Here is a 14,399-nt window from a genome sequence, read left to right as displayed (position 1 = left end):
GGCCGGCAGTGCTAAAGCATCCGGTCGCTGCGGGCCACACGGTTCCGGCCCAACGACTTCGCTGTGTACAAAGCAGCGTCCGCCGCGGCGATGAGGCTGTCCACATCGGTTGTGCCGGTGTCGTACGTGGAGATCCCGTAACTGACTGTCGGCATTTCCATTGCCTCCCCCGCCGGCGCTGCCGCCAGCCGCCTGCTGATTTCTTCAGCGATCATCTCTGCCCGCTCAACACTGGTACCGGGCAAAAGCAGGACAAATTCCTCCCCGCCGTACCGTCCTACTAAATCGGTGGAGCGGACGGTACCGGTGCAGGCCTCGGCGAAGGCCTGCAGGGCGCGGTCCCCTGCTGCGTGGCCGTAGGTATCATTCACGGATTTGAAGTGGTCCAGGTCGGCCAGGATCAGGGCGCCGGAGCCACGGGTGATGGCCCGGTCCGCCAACTGCTCCGCCGCCAGTTCAAGGAACGCCTTGCGGTTGAGCAGACCGGTGAGGTCGTCCCGGGAAGCCACCACCCGGAGGGCCCTGGTCTGCTGTTCGCTGCTGAGCGCGGCCATGCTGAATGAGACCACTACCAAGAGCACCATTGTCACCATAGTGGTGACGGCAGACCCGAAAACGGTGACGAACGTGGGTCCGTCCTGGCCCTCCAGCAGGAAGGCAACCCAGCGCAGGAAGTAGAAGACCGACATGCCGCCGGCAGCCACGGCCATCGGAATCCGCACGCGCGAATAACCCGGCTCCAGCCGCCAGAGCTCGTGGGAGGCCAAGCCGATGGTCAGGGTCATGGCTCCCAGGAACACCGGCCCGCCGGACCACGTGTTGGTGGCCGGGCTGTCCAGGGCCGAGGCGACCAGGGTGACCAGCGGTATGCCTGTGAAGGCCCACTTCGGCGGCGGTATGGTCCGCAAGGAACGTGCACCTGCCCAGACCGCAACGCCGCCGTGAACGAGCAGCACGTTGCCCAGCGGGTTTGCCCATACCTGATGCGGGGTACGGTCCAGCAGGAAGCACGCGGAGCCGGCGAGGAAGAATATCAGCGCCAGGCACCACCATCCGCTGTACGGCGAGCGTGTGATCCGGTAGGCGGAAAAGTAGAAAAGGAGGACCAGAACCAAGGCCATCAGGCCAAACGCGATTCTTAGAGTCGCGGTATCCAGAACCATGTAACCGTCGTCCCCCCGATGCCGAAGTCATGCCGATCCCCAGTATTGCACCGGTCAGGGTGCCTGTCAGGGTAACGGCATCGGCATGTGCAGGGCCTACAGTTGCCAGACAGCCCGCAGGACAACCCCGAAAGGCACACCACATGCTCCTTCTTTTTGGTTTCAAGACAATGCTTAAGGCCCTCCCCGGCAAGGCGGCCACCTGCCAGTACTGCCGCTCGTTCGTGCACCACCACCTTGAGGAGCGTGCCACCAAGTTCACGCTGTTCTTTATTCCGGTGTTCACCACGTCGCGGTCCTACCAGATCACGTGCACAAACTGCGGCTATGTTTCGAAGATCTCCGCGCGGGAAAAGCGGGCGCTGGAGCTGCAGCGCTGACCAACCGGGACGCCGGGCCGCAGGCGGCCGGGCACTGGTTTCCAGAGTTCCCGGTGCCAGCGGAATGTCCCAAAGCTCTGGTGGAAGCCGCCGCCTGCAATTACAGTAGGACCGGATCCGCACCCCGAAACGGGAGGTGCCGGACAGAGCCGGAAGCCATGGGGCCGCAAACCTCGGACCTGAACCGGCGCCATGCGGGAAGGGAGGTGTTTTTGATGACTGTCACAGCCGTGCGCCCATTGCGCTCCGCGACCATCATCCAAACGCTTCCCCTGTACCGCACCGGCCCCGCCTGACCTCGGCGGAGCGCGCAACACCCAGGCCTGGACCGGCAGTGGGCAGGGGCTTTCCCCGAGGTACCACAGTGAACATATCTTCAGGCACCGCCCTGGACAGCACCTGCACCCCAGTCAACGGCCCGCTCCTCTACGGCTACACCCCCGCCGTCGCCCGGCACTTTCAAAACCATCCCCTCCCGGACGCAACTGAAGCGGGCCGGGTGGTCCGCGTGGACCGCAACCTGCTGCTCGTGGCGGCCGGCACGGACCTGCTGCACCTGCCCTATCCGTTGACGGGGGAAACGGCAGTCACGGGTGACTGGGTCTGGATCGGACCCAACCGCGCCGGTGAACGCCAGATCCTGGGCGTCCTTCCACGCCGTTCGGAGCTCAGCCGCAAGCGGGCTTTCGAGGACTCCTCGGCGGCGCAGGTCCTGGCCGCGAACATGGACATGGTGGGGGTGGTGGTGCCGGTGGACCGGCCGCTCACGCACAACCGCCTGGAGCGCACCCTCGTCGCGGCGTGGGACTCAGGTGCCACTCCCCTGGTCATCATCACCAAGGCGGACCTCGCCCAGGTGGCGGACGACGTCGTCGGCAAAGTCATTTTGCAGGCGGCGGGCGTGGACGTGGTCACCACGTCGGCCGGGAACGGTGACGGCATCGACGCGGTGCTGGCGCACATTCCGGCAGGCGGCACCATCGTCCTGCTTGGCCCCTCCGGCGCCGGAAAATCCACGCTCATCAACGCCATGGTGGGCCGCGACGTCCAACACACCGGTGAGGTGCGCTCCGGCGACTTCAAGGGGAAGCACACCACCACGGCGCGGGAACTCGTGCCGCTGCCGAACGGAAGGGTCCTGATGGACACTCCAGGGGTGCGGGGCTTCGGATTGTTCGACGCCGAGGACGGCATTGGCGAGATGTTCGGCGACGTGGAAGTACTGGCGGGCCAGTGCAGGTTTGCGGACTGCGCCCACCAAAGCGAGCCCGGCTGCGCGGTGCAGCAAGCCCTTGCCGACGGCGGGCTGGATGAACGCCGCTGGCACAACTACCTGAAGCTGCAGCGCGAGCTGGCCGCCCTGGCCCGCCGCAGCGACGCCGCCGCCCAGCGCGCCCATCAGCGGGAGTGGCATCAAAAGGTGGTGACGGCGGGCAAGTCCCAACGGTGGGCGGAACGTGAGACGGCCGAGCGGAAGGACAGGTCGGGACGCAAACGCCGCTGAACAGCCGGCCGGTAAGGTGCCGTCCGCCGGGCAGTTACAGCTCCGGGGCATGCTCCCCGGGCAGCGCGCCCTCGTCTTCCGGGTGCCGCTTCAGGTTCAGCAGCGCCAGCGCCAGGCCGCCCCATACCGTGAGGATGGCGATGATCATCATTGTGATGGCGATGGGAGTCATCGTGACGTCTCCTCCTTCTCCTCGGCCACCATGGATTGGTACTCCGGGTCGTGGTGCGCTTTCGAACTCCGGCTCCAGGGAATGAAGGTCAGGACCAGCGCCAAGACCACCAGTCCACCGGCCATGCCCCAGCCGAACAAGCCCACGAACCACTCGGGATAACCCTCATAGGTGGCCGATATCTTGCTGATGAATTCGTTTGACACCATGTAGATCAACGCGAGCGGCACCACACCGGCCACCAGTCCCATCCACGTCCGGCGCATCTTGATGGTTGATACAGTGTTGAGGTGGGCTGACAGCAGCGGCAACTTTCGCAGGAACCATGCCAGTACCACCACGGTCACCAACGCGCCGAGTGTGATGCCGAAGCTGTTGACGAACGCATCGGAGGTGTCGAGGAGGTACAGGCCCGTTGCGGTGGGGAAAAGCGCCAGGGAAACGGCAGCTACGAGGCCGCTGACAACCACTGAAGCTTTGACCCGCCCCCACCCGAGCTTGTCCTGAACCGCTGCGACAATAACCTCCAGCACCGAAATGAGCGACGTAACTCCCGCGAACACCAAAGATCCGAAGAACAGCACGCCCATGGCAGCGCCGAAAGGAGCCTGGGAAACAATGGTTGGAAAGGCGACAAATGCCAGGCCGATGCCTTGGGTCACGACGTCGTTGACCCCCGCCCCGGCGGCCTGGGCCATGAACCCCAGGGCGGCGAACACGCCGATGCCTGCCAGAATCTCGAATCCCGAATTTGCGAAGGCAACCACCATGCCCGAACCCGTAAGGTCCGTCCTGCGCTTCAGGTAGGAGGAATAGGTGACCATGATGCCGTAGCCCACCGAAAGTGAAAAGAAGATGTGGCCGTACGCCGCAGCCCAGACGGACGGATCGGCCAGGGCAGACCAGTCCGGGGTGAAGAATGCGTTTAGTCCTTGTGCGGCGCCCGGGAGAAACAGTGATTGGACCACAAGCAGTACAAACATCACCACCAACAGCGGGAGCAGGATCGAGTTCGCACGTGAGATGCCCTTACGGATTCCGGCCACCATGATGATGATGACTGCCATCCAGATCAGCAGCAGCGGGAAGAACACGGACGGCACGTAGCTGAACCCGACTCCCGGCGCGTCGGCTACCTGAAGGAAGCTTCCGAAAAAGTAACCCTCGGCGTCGTCGCCCCATGCCTCCGTAAAGGAAAAAAAGGTGTACATCAGGGACCACGCGATGATCACCGCGTAATACGCCGCGATGACAAAGCACACCAGAACCTGCCACCATCCCAGCGGCTCGGCAACGCGGTGGAGCCGGCGATAGGCAAGGGGTGCTGAGCCGCGGAACTTATGGCCCACGGCATAGTCGAGGAACAGCAACGGGATGCCTGCGGTCAGCAAGGCCACAAGGTACGGGATGAGGAAGGCGCCGCCGCCGTTGTCGTAGGCAATATACGGAAACCGCCAAATGTTGCCTAGTCCCACTGCTGATCCGATGGCAGAGAGGATAAAGAGTCTCCGGGTTGAAAAGGTCTCGCGCTTCGCTGGTTCGGCGGAGGTTTCTGGCCGGTTCATGGAAAGCTCTCTCTCACGTGGAGGTGGATGTCCGGTTCAGTGGGCTATGCGGGGACTTTACTGCGGATGTCTCCCTCCGGGAAGCCCCTGCGCAAGTCCCGCCCGGAAGGGGGGAAACGGCGGCGGGACCTTGGTCCTGCCCGGGGAGTAGGGTTCCGTCATGGACATCATCCTGGTACCCGGTTTCTGGTTGGACGCCTCATCCTGGGAGGAGGTAACGCCGATCCTGGACGCTGCCGGCCACCGGACGCATCCGCTCACCCTTCCCGGCCTCGAATCCGTGGAAGCCAACCGGGCCGGGGTGGGGTTGCAGGACCATATCGACGCCGTGGTGTCCGCCATCGATGCCCTGGAGGGCAAGGTTGTCCTCGTGGGGCATTCCGGCGGCGGTGCCATCATCCACGGTGCCCTTGATGCGCGGCCGGACAAGGTGGCGCGCGCCATCTACGTGGACAGCGGCCCGCTTGGCGAAGGGGGCGTTATCAACGACGAACTGCCTGCCGACGGCGACGACGTGCCACTTCCGCCGTGGGACAGCTTCGAGGAGGCGGACCTCGTGGACCTTGATGACGGGCTGCGCGACGCCTTCCGTGCCCGTGCCATCCCCCAGCCCAAAGGCGTCGCCTGCGACCAGCAGCACCTGGGCGACGAGCGCCGGTACGGCGTTCCCGCCACTGTGATCGCCTGCGAGTTTCCTTCCTCAATGCTGCAGGAATGGATCGACGCGGGGCACCCCTTCGTTGCTGAACTGGCCCGGATGCGGGACGTTGAGTATGTGGACCTCCCCACCGGACATTGGCCCCAGTTCACAAAACCGGCGGAACTGGGCCGTGCCATCCTGGCGGCGGTGGAGCGGACCCGGTAACGACGCCGTCGTTATTGTCGCCCCGCCGCTGTACACTCGAAGCATCGAACATATATTCGAATAAGGGTGTGTTGTGGGCGTTATTGTCGGTCCCCGCGTGATAAATGCGGGCCTTTCTTTGCAGCTGGCATGGGTGTCCCCGGTGCCGGTGGCGGCGGGCTATCCCTCGCCCGCCCAGGATTACTTTGACGGCCGGATAGACCTGAACGAGCACCTGATCAAGGACATCACCAGCACCTTCGTGGTCCGGGTCACCGGCGACTCCATGGAGCGCGCAGGCATCAGCGACGGCGACGAACTCATCGTCAACAGGGCCCTTGAGCCCAAAGACGGCTGCGTGGTGATCGCCGTCCTTGACGGGGAACTGACGGTCAAGCGGCTCCGCGTCACGGCAACGGGCGTGGTGCTGCAGGCCGAGAACCCTAAATACCCGGACATCAAGGTTTCCGCGCTGAGTGAGCTGACCATCTGGGGCGTCGCAACCCGATGCCTGCACCATGTCTGAGGGGCATCAATGACCAGGCCAGCCATCATGCGGCAGATGCCGGAGATTGCGCACGTGGACGTGAACTGCTTTTACGCCAGCGCCGAGCGCGCCTTTGATCCCTCCCTCGAGGGAAAACCGCTGATCGTACTCTCCAACAATGACGGCTGCGCCGTCACCCGCTCCCCTGAAGCCAAGGCCCTCGGCATCGCGACCGGCGAGCCCTGGTTCAAGCTCGCCCCGCATGCGAAGGAATGGGGCCTGATTGCGAAGTCCAGCAATTACGAGCTCTATGGCGACATCAGCGCACGCGTCATGGAACTGCTGGGCCGGTACTCCGCCTGGCTGGAGGTTTACAGCATCGACGAAGCCTTCCTGGGGGTCAAAGGAACCCCGGAATACCTGCTGGAGCTTGGCCGGACCGTAAAGGCTGCCGTTGCCCGGAATATCGGTGTCCCCGTCTGTGTAGGCATCGCCCGCACCAAAACGCTGGCTAAGCTGGCTAACCAGTGGGCCAAGCACAACCCCGCGTTCGGCGGCGTCTGCCGTTGGGATTCAGTGCCCGCGGAGCAGCAGGAGGCACTGATGGCGAGGCTCTCCGTGGTGGAGATCTGGGGTGTGGCGGCGCGGATCACCAGGCGCCTGAACACCATGGGCATCCATTCCATCCTGGACCTCAAGCGCGCCGATCCCGTCCTGATCCGCGATCGTTTCTCGGTGGTGATGATGCGTACAGTGCTGGAACTGCAGGGGACACCGTGCATCCCCATGGAAGAAGCACGGGTGGGCCGTGACCAGCTGATTTTCTCCCGCTCGTTCTCAACTCCCATTACCAAAGCCCAGGATCTGCGGCAGGTGCTCAGCATCTACGCCCAGATGGCCAGCGGCCGGCTTGCCAAACACGGTCTGCAGGCGAAGATACTCACCGCGTTCGCCGGAACGTCCCAGTTCAATCCACAGGGTACGTCCTTTCCCTCGGTGTGCGTTCCGCTTCCCATGCCGACGGCCGATCCCGTCATCCTCACGAAGGCTGCCCACGCACTGCTGCCCGCCGTCATCGACGGCACCAAGTACGCGCGCGCCGGAATCATGGTCACGGACCTGCGGCCAAGCGGCAACCAAAAACCGCTCGAACCCTTCGAGAACCCGCACGAGGAAAGGCACATCGGGCCACTACTGGAGGACATCACCCGCCGGTACGGCCGGGGCTCCATCGGGCTGGGCCACGCCGGAATCCGCGGCGGCCCAGATTGGGCCATGAAGAGGGGCATGCGCTCCCCCAGGTACACCACCCACTGGGACGAGCTCCCACTCGTTAAGGCTGCCTAGCGGCGCATACGCCTTCGGTTGATGCTGATGCCTGGTGCGCGCCACCCGGGAACCACCCCGGGTGGCGCATAAACCCTACGCTTCGTCCTCTGCGCTGACCGGATCCTCGATCAACAGGGCGGTGCCCTGGTACGCACCAAGTTCGATGAAGAAACTGTGCAGGTCATCCACCTGGCCCACCGTCTCCTCGGTGAAGAGGTCCTGCACCTGGGCGCCGGCCTCCAGGTGGGTGGAGTGGACGCTGCCGGTGATGCTTTCGCCGGAGAAGTTCAGGACGGTCACCTGAATCTGCCCGGATGCCAGGCGGTGCACCATCACCAGCAGACCGCGGTGTGAAACGTCCGGAACATCCAGGAGCAGGCTGGTGGCAATCCCCCACTCCTCACGCACTCTGAGGATCTTTTGGAGCCGCCGGGCGAAGGACTGGTCGTCCTTAAGCTGCTCCGGAAGCGGGCCGTACAGGCTGCGGGCCCGCGGCATTCCCGACGCCGAGACGGTGGCTTCGGCGTTGGTGCCCATCAGGTCGTGCGCACCCCGGTTGATCCACCGAGTATCGCCCTGGGCCGTAAGTTCTGCGACCTGCGCCCGGTCAAGCGTAGTCATGCCCACCATGTCCCAGCCGGAGAGCGCGAAGACCCCAGGCTGGAGCGCGTTATACATGGCCAGGAGCAGGTGGGCTTCCCGCACCGTCTCAATCTGCTCGTCGGTAAGCGCGGAAATGTCCTTGATGCCCAGGGCCGCTGTGATGACGCTGACGGTTGTGCAGGCGATGCCGTTGGTGGTGAACACGGCGTTGTACGGGCCGTTCTCCCCCGTGAGCGCGTTCCGCAGCGTCTCCTGGACGTGTTCGGTCAGCTCCGTGCCGGTCAACTCGGAACCACCCAGCTCAAAGACGTCATCCTTGTGCCGGGTAGCAAAGTGCACCAGCTCGTAGGTCAGTTCGTCGTGGTTCTGCAGCGCGTGCACCAAAGACGCCTGGTCCACGCCGATCTCCATCGCCAGCTTCAGGGTCAGGCGCAGGAATTCGGTGTCCTGCGTGACCAGGGCGTAGTGGTAACCGGGCCGGGTGATGAAGTCGTAGGACAGATCCGGGCCGGTTTCCGAGGTCGCCTTGATGTCGTCGATGGTGAGGTTCAGCTCCTGGAACGTGAACCCTCCCACCTTGCGCACCATGCTGCCGATGAGCTGGTTGGCTGCCTCGGAGAGCGGGTGTCCTTCAGACCAGCCGGGCTGTTCCTCGGCGCTCTTCTCCACGCCAAGGAAGCCGTTGGCATCCAGCCGCAGCGCACCGGTGCCCAGGTCCAGCAGCGAGTGCAGCGCGTCGCCCACCACCAGGCGCATGCCGGAGAACGTTGGATCCAGCCAGTTGATGGAGGGCTGCCCCGCCTTGAAGTAGTGCAGGTATACCCACCGGCGCTTCTGCCCGGTGGTATCCACGATGGCCCGGGTGGCGCTCCAGTTGGTTTCCTTCACGCCGGGCTCGTAGAAGATGACACGCTGCAGCTTCCCGATGATGTACCCGGCCTTCTGCAGGGCCTGCTCAGCGTCAGGGCTGATGTTCACCGAGTCCTCGCCGGGCGGAACGTCCGGCAGCAGGTGCCAGTCCGATTCGGGAATGTCGATCATGTGGTAAATCCCGGGATAGTCCCGGTAGTTCATCTCGGCGAGGCGGAAGTCTGCGCCCTTGCCGGTGTGTCCCGGAACGATGTCATCGATGATGGTGCCGTCATGTTCGCCGGCCACCTCGCACATCCGGCGGAACTCGTCCTCCGAGCCGAACAGCGGGTCGATGGCCATGCTGATGCGGTCGAAGTGGCCGTCTACGCTGGGCGTCTCTGCCCACCCCTGCAGCCCGCCGGCCTTTTTCACCGGCCCGGTGTGGATGGCGCGGATGCCGATCTCACGGAAGGTCTTCCACAGTTCCGGGTCGCCGAGCGCCCCCAGGAAGGATTGTCCCGGCGTCGTCATGAAGGACAGCGGATAGGCTGTGAACCAGACCGAGGCGCGTTCGACGGCGGACCGGGGGTTGGGGTGCGCGAAGGAGTGCTGCCACATGCTCGCCTGCCCTGACAGCTGCCGCGCCATGACGTTGGCGTCGCCAAGCATGGCCTGGTTCCGCAGCCACTCCACATACGTCTTGTTGAGACCGTCGAGTTCCAGCGACGGCGCATTGGCAAAGTACTGCCGGCGGCGGGCCACAGGCCGCAGCGCCTTGGGACGTGCAGGGTAGAACTTCTCATCGAAGGTGATTTCCGGCGCCTCGTGGGCCTCCATGAGCTCTGCAGCTTCGGCCGCCTCCAATTCAGTCACACCGCCGGCCTCCTCCGCTGGCTCCACTGCATCCCCCTCAGAGACACTGGCGGTAGCTTTTCCCAGTTCAGACACTGAGTTCCTCCCTCAACTCGACTTCATTCCACTCTGCCATGATTCAACCCCCGGCCGAACGGCGGCGGGCGATGAATTTCGGTGAGCGGCGGCTTAGGGAGTCCGTACCCGGGAAGGCCCATGGACATGCACTGGACGCAACGGAACCGTCAAACGTGTTGCACGGGCCTGCGCACAGCCGGCGGCGAGCGTCTTGACTTGCCGGTTGTGAGCGCTGACAGTTGAGGAGGCCGTCACCCATCCCCACCGGAAGTTGATTTAGTTGAAGAACTGGGCAGGAAACCTCGAATACTCCTCCGCCGCCGTTGAACGGCCGGAGTCTGTGGCGGAGCTGGCACGTATTGTGCAGCGGGCGGGCCGGGTCAAGGCTTTGGGATCACGCCACTCCTTCAACCGCGTGGGCGACACTGACGGCGTGCACGTGCTGCTTGATGCCCTGCCCCGTGACATCAGGCTGAATCCCGGGAACAACACCGTGAAGGTCAGTGGAGGCGTCAGCTACGGCACCCTGTGCCGCACCCTTGAGCAGTCGGGGTTCGCCATTCACAACCTGGCATCACTGCCTCATATCTCCGTGGCAGGTGCCGTGCAGACGGGAACCCACGGCTCGGGAGTAAACAATCCGTCGCTGGCCGAAGCGGTGCAGTCCCTGGATCTGGTCCGGCCCTCGGGCGAATCGGTCACGCTTTCGCGCGGGGACGGCGACGAGTTCCTGGCCAGTGTGGTGGGACTGGGCGCGTTGGGAATTGTTACCGGGCTCGAATTGGCCGTGCAACCCAGTTTTCGCATGCGCCAGCGGGTCCTGGAGAACCTGCCGTGGGACCGGGCGCTGGCGGACTTCCCGGAACTCATGTCCAGCGCGTACAGCGTGAGCCTTTTTACGGACTACGCCGGTGACACAATCAGCCAGGTGTGGCTCAAGGCGCTGGACTCGCAGCCCGCGTTGGAAGAACTGTACGGCGCCACTGCCGCCCGGCAGGCCAGGCACCCGCTGCCTGACATGTCAGCCGAGAACTGCACCATCCAGCTTGATGAGCCGGGGCAGTGGCTGGACCGGCTGCCGCACTTCCGGCACGAGTTCACCCCGAGCAAGGGCGAGGAACTCCAGAGCGAATTCATCCTGCCGCTGAAGCACGCGCCGGCAGCCCTGCAGGCGGTCCGCACCCTTGCGGACCGGCTCGCACCGCTGCTGTTTGTCTCGGAAATCCGAACCGGAGCCGCGGACGAATTCTGGCTGAGCCCCTTCTACCAGCAGCAAAGCGTTGCCCTGCACTTCACCTGGAAGCCCCTGCAGGCCGAGGTGGAAGCTGTCCTCCCGGAACTCGAGAACCTGCTCAAGCCCTTTGGCGCCCGTCCGCACTGGGGCAAGCTCTTCTCCCCCGACGGCCACGACTGGGAGACGCTGTACCCCCGCTTCGCCGACTTCCGCACGATCGCCGCCGGGCATGATCCCGAGGGCAAGTTCCGCAACGGCCTGCTCGATTCGATCCTCAGCGTCCCGGCTGCTAGCGCCCGCTGACAAAGGGTCCGACGGCGGGCGTCCACCCGCCGTCGGACCCTTTGGTTAATTACCGGTCCTGCCAGCCCGCAGGCAGCGGCCCGTCCAGGAACGTGGTGACTACGTCCAGCACCAAAGCCGTCCTGGAGAGCCCGAAAAAATGTGTCGTACCGGGAAAAACCGCCAGCTGGGACGCCGGCACGCCCTCAAAGTCGCCGTTCACATCTCCCCCGCGCAGCTGCAGGAACCGCACAGCGTGCTCGAGCTTAACCATGTCGCAATCACCAACCGTGATCAGGGTCGGAGCGGTGATGCCGCGGATCTCGTCGTCACTCCATCCGCTGGCGCCGGCATCGTAGCCACCGAGCTTGTCCAACAGCCCCTGCAGGTGCTCGCGGTCCGGATGGGGAGAAACGGCCAGGTAGCGTTGTTCCATCGGGGTGCCGGCGATCATGTCGACCGTCATCGAGGACACTTCTCCGGCGTTTTCCCCCCTGTCGCCCTCGGGCCGGAAGGACACGGACGATGCGATAAGTTTGCGGACGCGTTCCGGGTGGTTAACCGCCAGGTGCAGCGCCACCGCTCCCCCGACGCTGAAGCCGAAGACGTCCACCTGCGGGACGTCCAGGTAATCCAGGAGTCCGAGGACATCGGAGGCCAGGTCGCGGGTGTTCAGTGGACGGTCGATGTCGTTGGTCCGGCCGTGACCCTGAAAGTCCGTGGCGATAACCCTGCGGCCTTCCGATAAGCCCGGCAGCAACGCACCGAATTGCTGCTCGATGTCGAACAGCCCGCCGTGCAGGAGCAGCAGCGGCGTGCCGCCGGCCCCGTGCAGCTCGTAGTACAACTGCAGTCCGTTGACCGGGGCAAACCCTGTATCGGGCGCTGCCGTCACTTGCTCAGACATCTGGTCCTCCGTCCGTTGTCGGGCCATCCCAGCCTCAGGTTTCCACCCGGCGGAACCGGATGCGGGCACCGATGGGGACCTGCCCCGCGAGATCCAGCTGGTGGTCCACCACCACGCCAATGACGGGGTATCCCCCGCTGACAGGGTGATCGGCAAGGAACAGGACCGGCATGCCCTCCGGCGGAACCTGGAGGGCGCCGGACACGGTACCTTCGCTGGGCAGCTCTCCCTCCCGGCTCCGTTGAAGCGCATTGCCCGCCAGGCGCATCCCCACCCTGTTGGACCGCGGAGTGACCTCCCACTCCTGGCTATAGAAGGATTCCACCTCGGCGGCGTCGAACCAGTCCTCCCGCGGCCCGGGCACCACATCGAGCACGGTCACACCCTGACCCGGGAAATCGGGTTGCAGCTCCGGACTGCTGACGGCCTGGGACACGGTGGCGTTGCCGGCAGGGACGACGTCTCCCGCCCTCAGCGGAGCGGGACCGAGGCCGGACAATGTGTCGGTGGAACGGCTACCAAGGACTTGCTCCACCTCGATGCCGCCACGGACGGCAAGGTAGCTTCGGAATCCCCGTTCCGGTGGGCCGATCACCAGTTCTTCACCGTCAAGCAACGCAAAAGGTTCCGCGACGGTTATATTCCTTTGCACGTACGAATTCTCTTCCTGGGAGTCCTCATTGGCCCGGCGCCCAGTGACAGAGATTTGCCCGGGCGCTCCTGTAACAGCCATGATCAGGTCGCCGACAGCCTGCACCGCCAACCCCCCTGCCACGGTTTCCACCACCGCGGCCGACGGCAGGTTACCCACCAAGCGGTTGGCGCGGCGCAAGGAGGAACGGTCCAGGGCGCCGGCAGCACCAACCCCCAAGCCGGCACGCCCGGGGCGGCCGAGGTCCTGGACAAGGCTTTGCAGCCCCGGTGACAGAATGCGCAGCCCTGAGGTCGTGGCCTTCCCGGCAGCGTCCCCGCCCCAGGCAGCAGCGGTGGGGGCAGCAGCCCAAGCCGCCACCTCAATCAGGTCCCGGACGGGCCGGAACTGGACCCGGTCCCCCGGAGCGGCAAGCGCGGGCTGTTCCCGGCCCAGGTCCCACATGCGGGCAGATGTTCGGCCGATCAGCTGCCAGCCGCCGGGTGACTGCCGCGGATACACCGCGGAATAGATTCCGGCCAGCGCCACCGAGCCCGCCGGGACAGCCGTCCGGGACGAGGGTTGCCGCGGGACCTCAAGCACCTGGTTTTCGCCCACCATGTACCCGAAACCGGGAGCGAAACCACCAAAGGCCACTGTCCATACCTGTCCGCTGTGCGCGGCAACAACCCCGTCCGGTCCCAGCCCGGTCAGCGTGCCCACCTCGGCGAGGTCTTCACCGTCGTACACTGTATCGATGTCCACCAGCCTGCCCTCCGCCCGGGCCTCCACCGCCAGATCCAAGGCCAGCAGGAGCGCCGGCATAGCCCGGGCCATGCATGCAGATTCCGCCGTCACCAGCACTGTTTCGGCGGCTGCCAGGACATCCACCTGGCCTGGCAGCGGCTGCTTCAGCAGTAATGCCTGCAGGGCCAGCACCGCCGGAAGTCCGGAAAGCTCGGCGAGGACCGCGGCCGTGCCCACGGCCCGCACGGACAGCACCTTCAGTCCCGTGGACTGGGCGGGGAAAGCCGGCGGACCGGAAGCAGACGGCGATGGCTCCATAGGAACCTCATAGTACGCGGAACGCCGGCGATGGCGATTGCTAGGCTGGAGGCATGAACCGCCGCCTTGCCGCCCTGTCCGCCGTCCCCTTGTTGCTGCTGCTTGCCGGCTGCGGTGCCGTAGAGGAAGCCGCCGGCAATGCTGCCAGCGACGCCGCCTCAAAGGTAGCTACGGCTGCCGCCGACGAGGTAAACCGGCAGGTTTGCGCGGTGATCCAGGACGGTGTTGTCAGCGTGGAGGACAAGAGGGTGCTCGGCGGCCTGGTGTCAGCTGCCCGTACGGCCGGTGTCCCGGCAGAAATTACGACGCCGCTGGGCCAGATTGCGGAGGCCGGGGACCAGGTGCCGGCGGAGTCCGTCCAGGCCCTGAAGGATGCCTGCGCAGCCTAACCGCGGATCCCTCCACACCCCCTTTTAGCCGCCGCGTCCTGGTGCTACGGTGAACTGACGAA

13 protein-coding genes are annotated in these 14,399 nt (G+C 64.9%); 7 read left to right on the top strand and 6 right to left on the bottom strand.

Features of this window, described 5'->3' with window-relative positions; all coding sequences use genetic code 11:
- Positions 1 to 11 precede the first annotated feature (11 nt).
- Complete coding sequence (locus AC5RVN_RS13670; RefSeq protein WP_494040261.1) at positions 12 to 1,163, bottom strand: GGDEF domain-containing protein; 1,152 nt, start codon at positions 1,161 to 1,163, stop codon at positions 12 to 14.
- A gap of 143 nt (positions 1,164 to 1,306) precedes the next feature.
- Between AC5RVN_RS13670 and AC5RVN_RS13665 the strand changes: the two genes are divergently transcribed.
- Positions 1,307 to 1,543 (top strand): zinc-ribbon domain-containing protein, encoded by a 237-nt coding sequence (locus AC5RVN_RS13665; RefSeq protein ID WP_494040260.1) that lies wholly within the window; start codon positions 1,307 to 1,309, stop codon positions 1,541 to 1,543.
- A 364-nt stretch (positions 1,544 to 1,907) separates the two neighbouring features.
- The gene (gene rsgA, locus AC5RVN_RS13660) at positions 1,908 to 3,047 is read left to right on the top strand and encodes a ribosome small subunit-dependent GTPase A (RefSeq protein WP_494040259.1); all 1,140 of its coding nucleotides are present in this window, start codon (positions 1,908 to 1,910) and stop codon (positions 3,045 to 3,047) included.
- Positions 3,048 to 3,081: 34 nt separating this feature from the next.
- On the opposite strand, the gene AC5RVN_RS13655 is transcribed toward rsgA, so the two are convergent.
- Both AC5RVN_RS13655 and AC5RVN_RS13650 read right to left on the bottom strand, forming a co-directional pair.
- Entirely contained in the window at positions 3,082 to 3,219 is a 138-nt protein-coding gene (locus AC5RVN_RS13655; RefSeq protein ID WP_494040258.1) for a methionine/alanine import family NSS transporter small subunit, read from the bottom strand.
- Positions 3,216 to 4,784 (bottom strand): sodium-dependent transporter, encoded by a 1,569-nt coding sequence (locus tag AC5RVN_RS13650; protein ID WP_494040257.1) that lies wholly within the window; start codon positions 4,782 to 4,784, stop codon positions 3,216 to 3,218. Before AC5RVN_RS13650 ends, AC5RVN_RS13655 begins: the two co-directional genes overlap by 4 nt.
- Before the next feature lie 160 nt (positions 4,785 to 4,944).
- On the opposite strand from AC5RVN_RS13650, the gene AC5RVN_RS13645 reads away from it, so the two are divergent.
- The 3 genes from AC5RVN_RS13645 (at position 4,945) to AC5RVN_RS13635 (ending at position 7,462) form a co-directional block, all read left to right on the top strand.
- Positions 4,945 to 5,649 carry an alpha/beta fold hydrolase gene (locus tag AC5RVN_RS13645; RefSeq protein ID WP_494040256.1) on the top strand — a complete coding sequence of 235 codons (705 nt, stop codon included), beginning with the start codon at positions 4,945 to 4,947 and terminating at the stop codon, positions 5,647 to 5,649.
- Between the two features lie 73 nt (positions 5,650 to 5,722).
- Complete coding sequence (locus tag AC5RVN_RS13640; protein WP_494138304.1) at positions 5,723 to 6,154, top strand: LexA family protein; 432 nt, start codon at positions 5,723 to 5,725, stop codon at positions 6,152 to 6,154.
- Positions 6,155 to 6,163: 9 nt separating this feature from the next.
- A complete protein-coding gene (locus AC5RVN_RS13635; protein ID WP_494040254.1) occupies positions 6,164 to 7,462 on the top strand; it encodes a Y-family DNA polymerase in 1,299 nt (432 codons plus the stop codon).
- A 75-nt stretch (positions 7,463 to 7,537) separates the two neighbouring features.
- On the opposite strand, the gene treS is transcribed toward AC5RVN_RS13635, so the two are convergent.
- Positions 7,538 to 9,736, bottom strand: coding sequence for a maltose alpha-D-glucosyltransferase (gene treS, locus AC5RVN_RS13630; RefSeq protein ID WP_494138329.1), 2,199 nt, complete (start codon positions 9,734 to 9,736; stop codon positions 7,538 to 7,540).
- A gap of 373 nt (positions 9,737 to 10,109) precedes the next feature.
- On the opposite strand from treS, the gene AC5RVN_RS13625 reads away from it, so the two are divergent.
- Complete coding sequence (locus AC5RVN_RS13625; RefSeq protein ID WP_494138303.1) at positions 10,110 to 11,366, top strand: D-arabinono-1,4-lactone oxidase; 1,257 nt, start codon at positions 10,110 to 10,112, stop codon at positions 11,364 to 11,366.
- Positions 11,367 to 11,415: 49 nt separating this feature from the next.
- On the opposite strand, the gene AC5RVN_RS13620 is transcribed toward AC5RVN_RS13625, so the two are convergent.
- Positions 11,416 to 12,252, bottom strand: a complete 837-nt coding sequence (locus AC5RVN_RS13620) for an alpha/beta fold hydrolase (RefSeq protein ID WP_494040252.1) — start codon at positions 12,250 to 12,252, stop codon at positions 11,416 to 11,418.
- A gap of 34 nt (positions 12,253 to 12,286) precedes the next feature.
- A complete protein-coding gene (locus tag AC5RVN_RS13615) occupies positions 12,287 to 13,948 on the bottom strand; it encodes a 5-oxoprolinase subunit B/C family protein (RefSeq protein WP_494138302.1) in 1,662 nt (553 codons plus the stop codon).
- Positions 13,949 to 14,001: 53 nt separating this feature from the next.
- Between AC5RVN_RS13615 and AC5RVN_RS13610 the strand changes: the two genes are divergently transcribed.
- Positions 14,002 to 14,337: a hypothetical protein gene (locus tag AC5RVN_RS13610; protein ID WP_494138301.1), complete on the top strand. Its 336-nt coding sequence runs from the start codon at positions 14,002 to 14,004 to the stop codon at positions 14,335 to 14,337.
- Positions 14,338 to 14,399: the final 62 nt, after the last annotated feature.

This window comes from Arthrobacter sp. sptzw32, assembly GCF_059089735.1.
The sequence above is the reverse complement of the archived record's forward strand: the minus strand, read 5'-3'. Positions and strand labels throughout refer to the sequence as shown.

Excerpts from the sequence above, each read along its gene's own strand:
- AC5RVN_RS13670 (WP_494040261.1), bottom strand. The coding sequence starts at position 1,163 with ATGGTTCTGGATACCGCGACTCTAAGAATCGCGTTTGGCCTGATGGCC.
- AC5RVN_RS13665 (WP_494040260.1), top strand. The coding sequence starts at position 1,307 with ATGCTCCTTCTTTTTGGTTTCAAGACAATGCTTAAGGCCCTCCCCGGC.
- AC5RVN_RS13655 (WP_494040258.1), bottom strand. The coding sequence starts at position 3,219 with ATGACTCCCATCGCCATCACAATGATGATCATCGCCATCCTCACGGTA.
- AC5RVN_RS13650 (WP_494040257.1), bottom strand. The coding sequence starts at position 4,784 with ATGAACCGGCCAGAAACCTCCGCCGAACCAGCGAAGCGCGAGACCTTT.
- AC5RVN_RS13645 (WP_494040256.1), top strand. The coding sequence starts at position 4,945 with ATGGACATCATCCTGGTACCCGGTTTCTGGTTGGACGCCTCATCCTGG.
- AC5RVN_RS13635 (WP_494040254.1), top strand. The coding sequence starts at position 6,164 with ATGACCAGGCCAGCCATCATGCGGCAGATGCCGGAGATTGCGCACGTG.
- treS (WP_494138329.1), bottom strand. The coding sequence starts at position 9,736 with ATGGAGGCCCACGAGGCGCCGGAAATCACCTTCGATGAGAAGTTCTAC.
- AC5RVN_RS13620 (WP_494040252.1), bottom strand. The coding sequence starts at position 12,252 with ATGTCTGAGCAAGTGACGGCAGCGCCCGATACAGGGTTTGCCCCGGTC.
- AC5RVN_RS13615 (WP_494138302.1), bottom strand. The coding sequence starts at position 13,948 with ATGGAGCCATCGCCGTCTGCTTCCGGTCCGCCGGCTTTCCCCGCCCAG.
- AC5RVN_RS13610 (WP_494138301.1), top strand. The coding sequence starts at position 14,002 with ATGAACCGCCGCCTTGCCGCCCTGTCCGCCGTCCCCTTGTTGCTGCTG.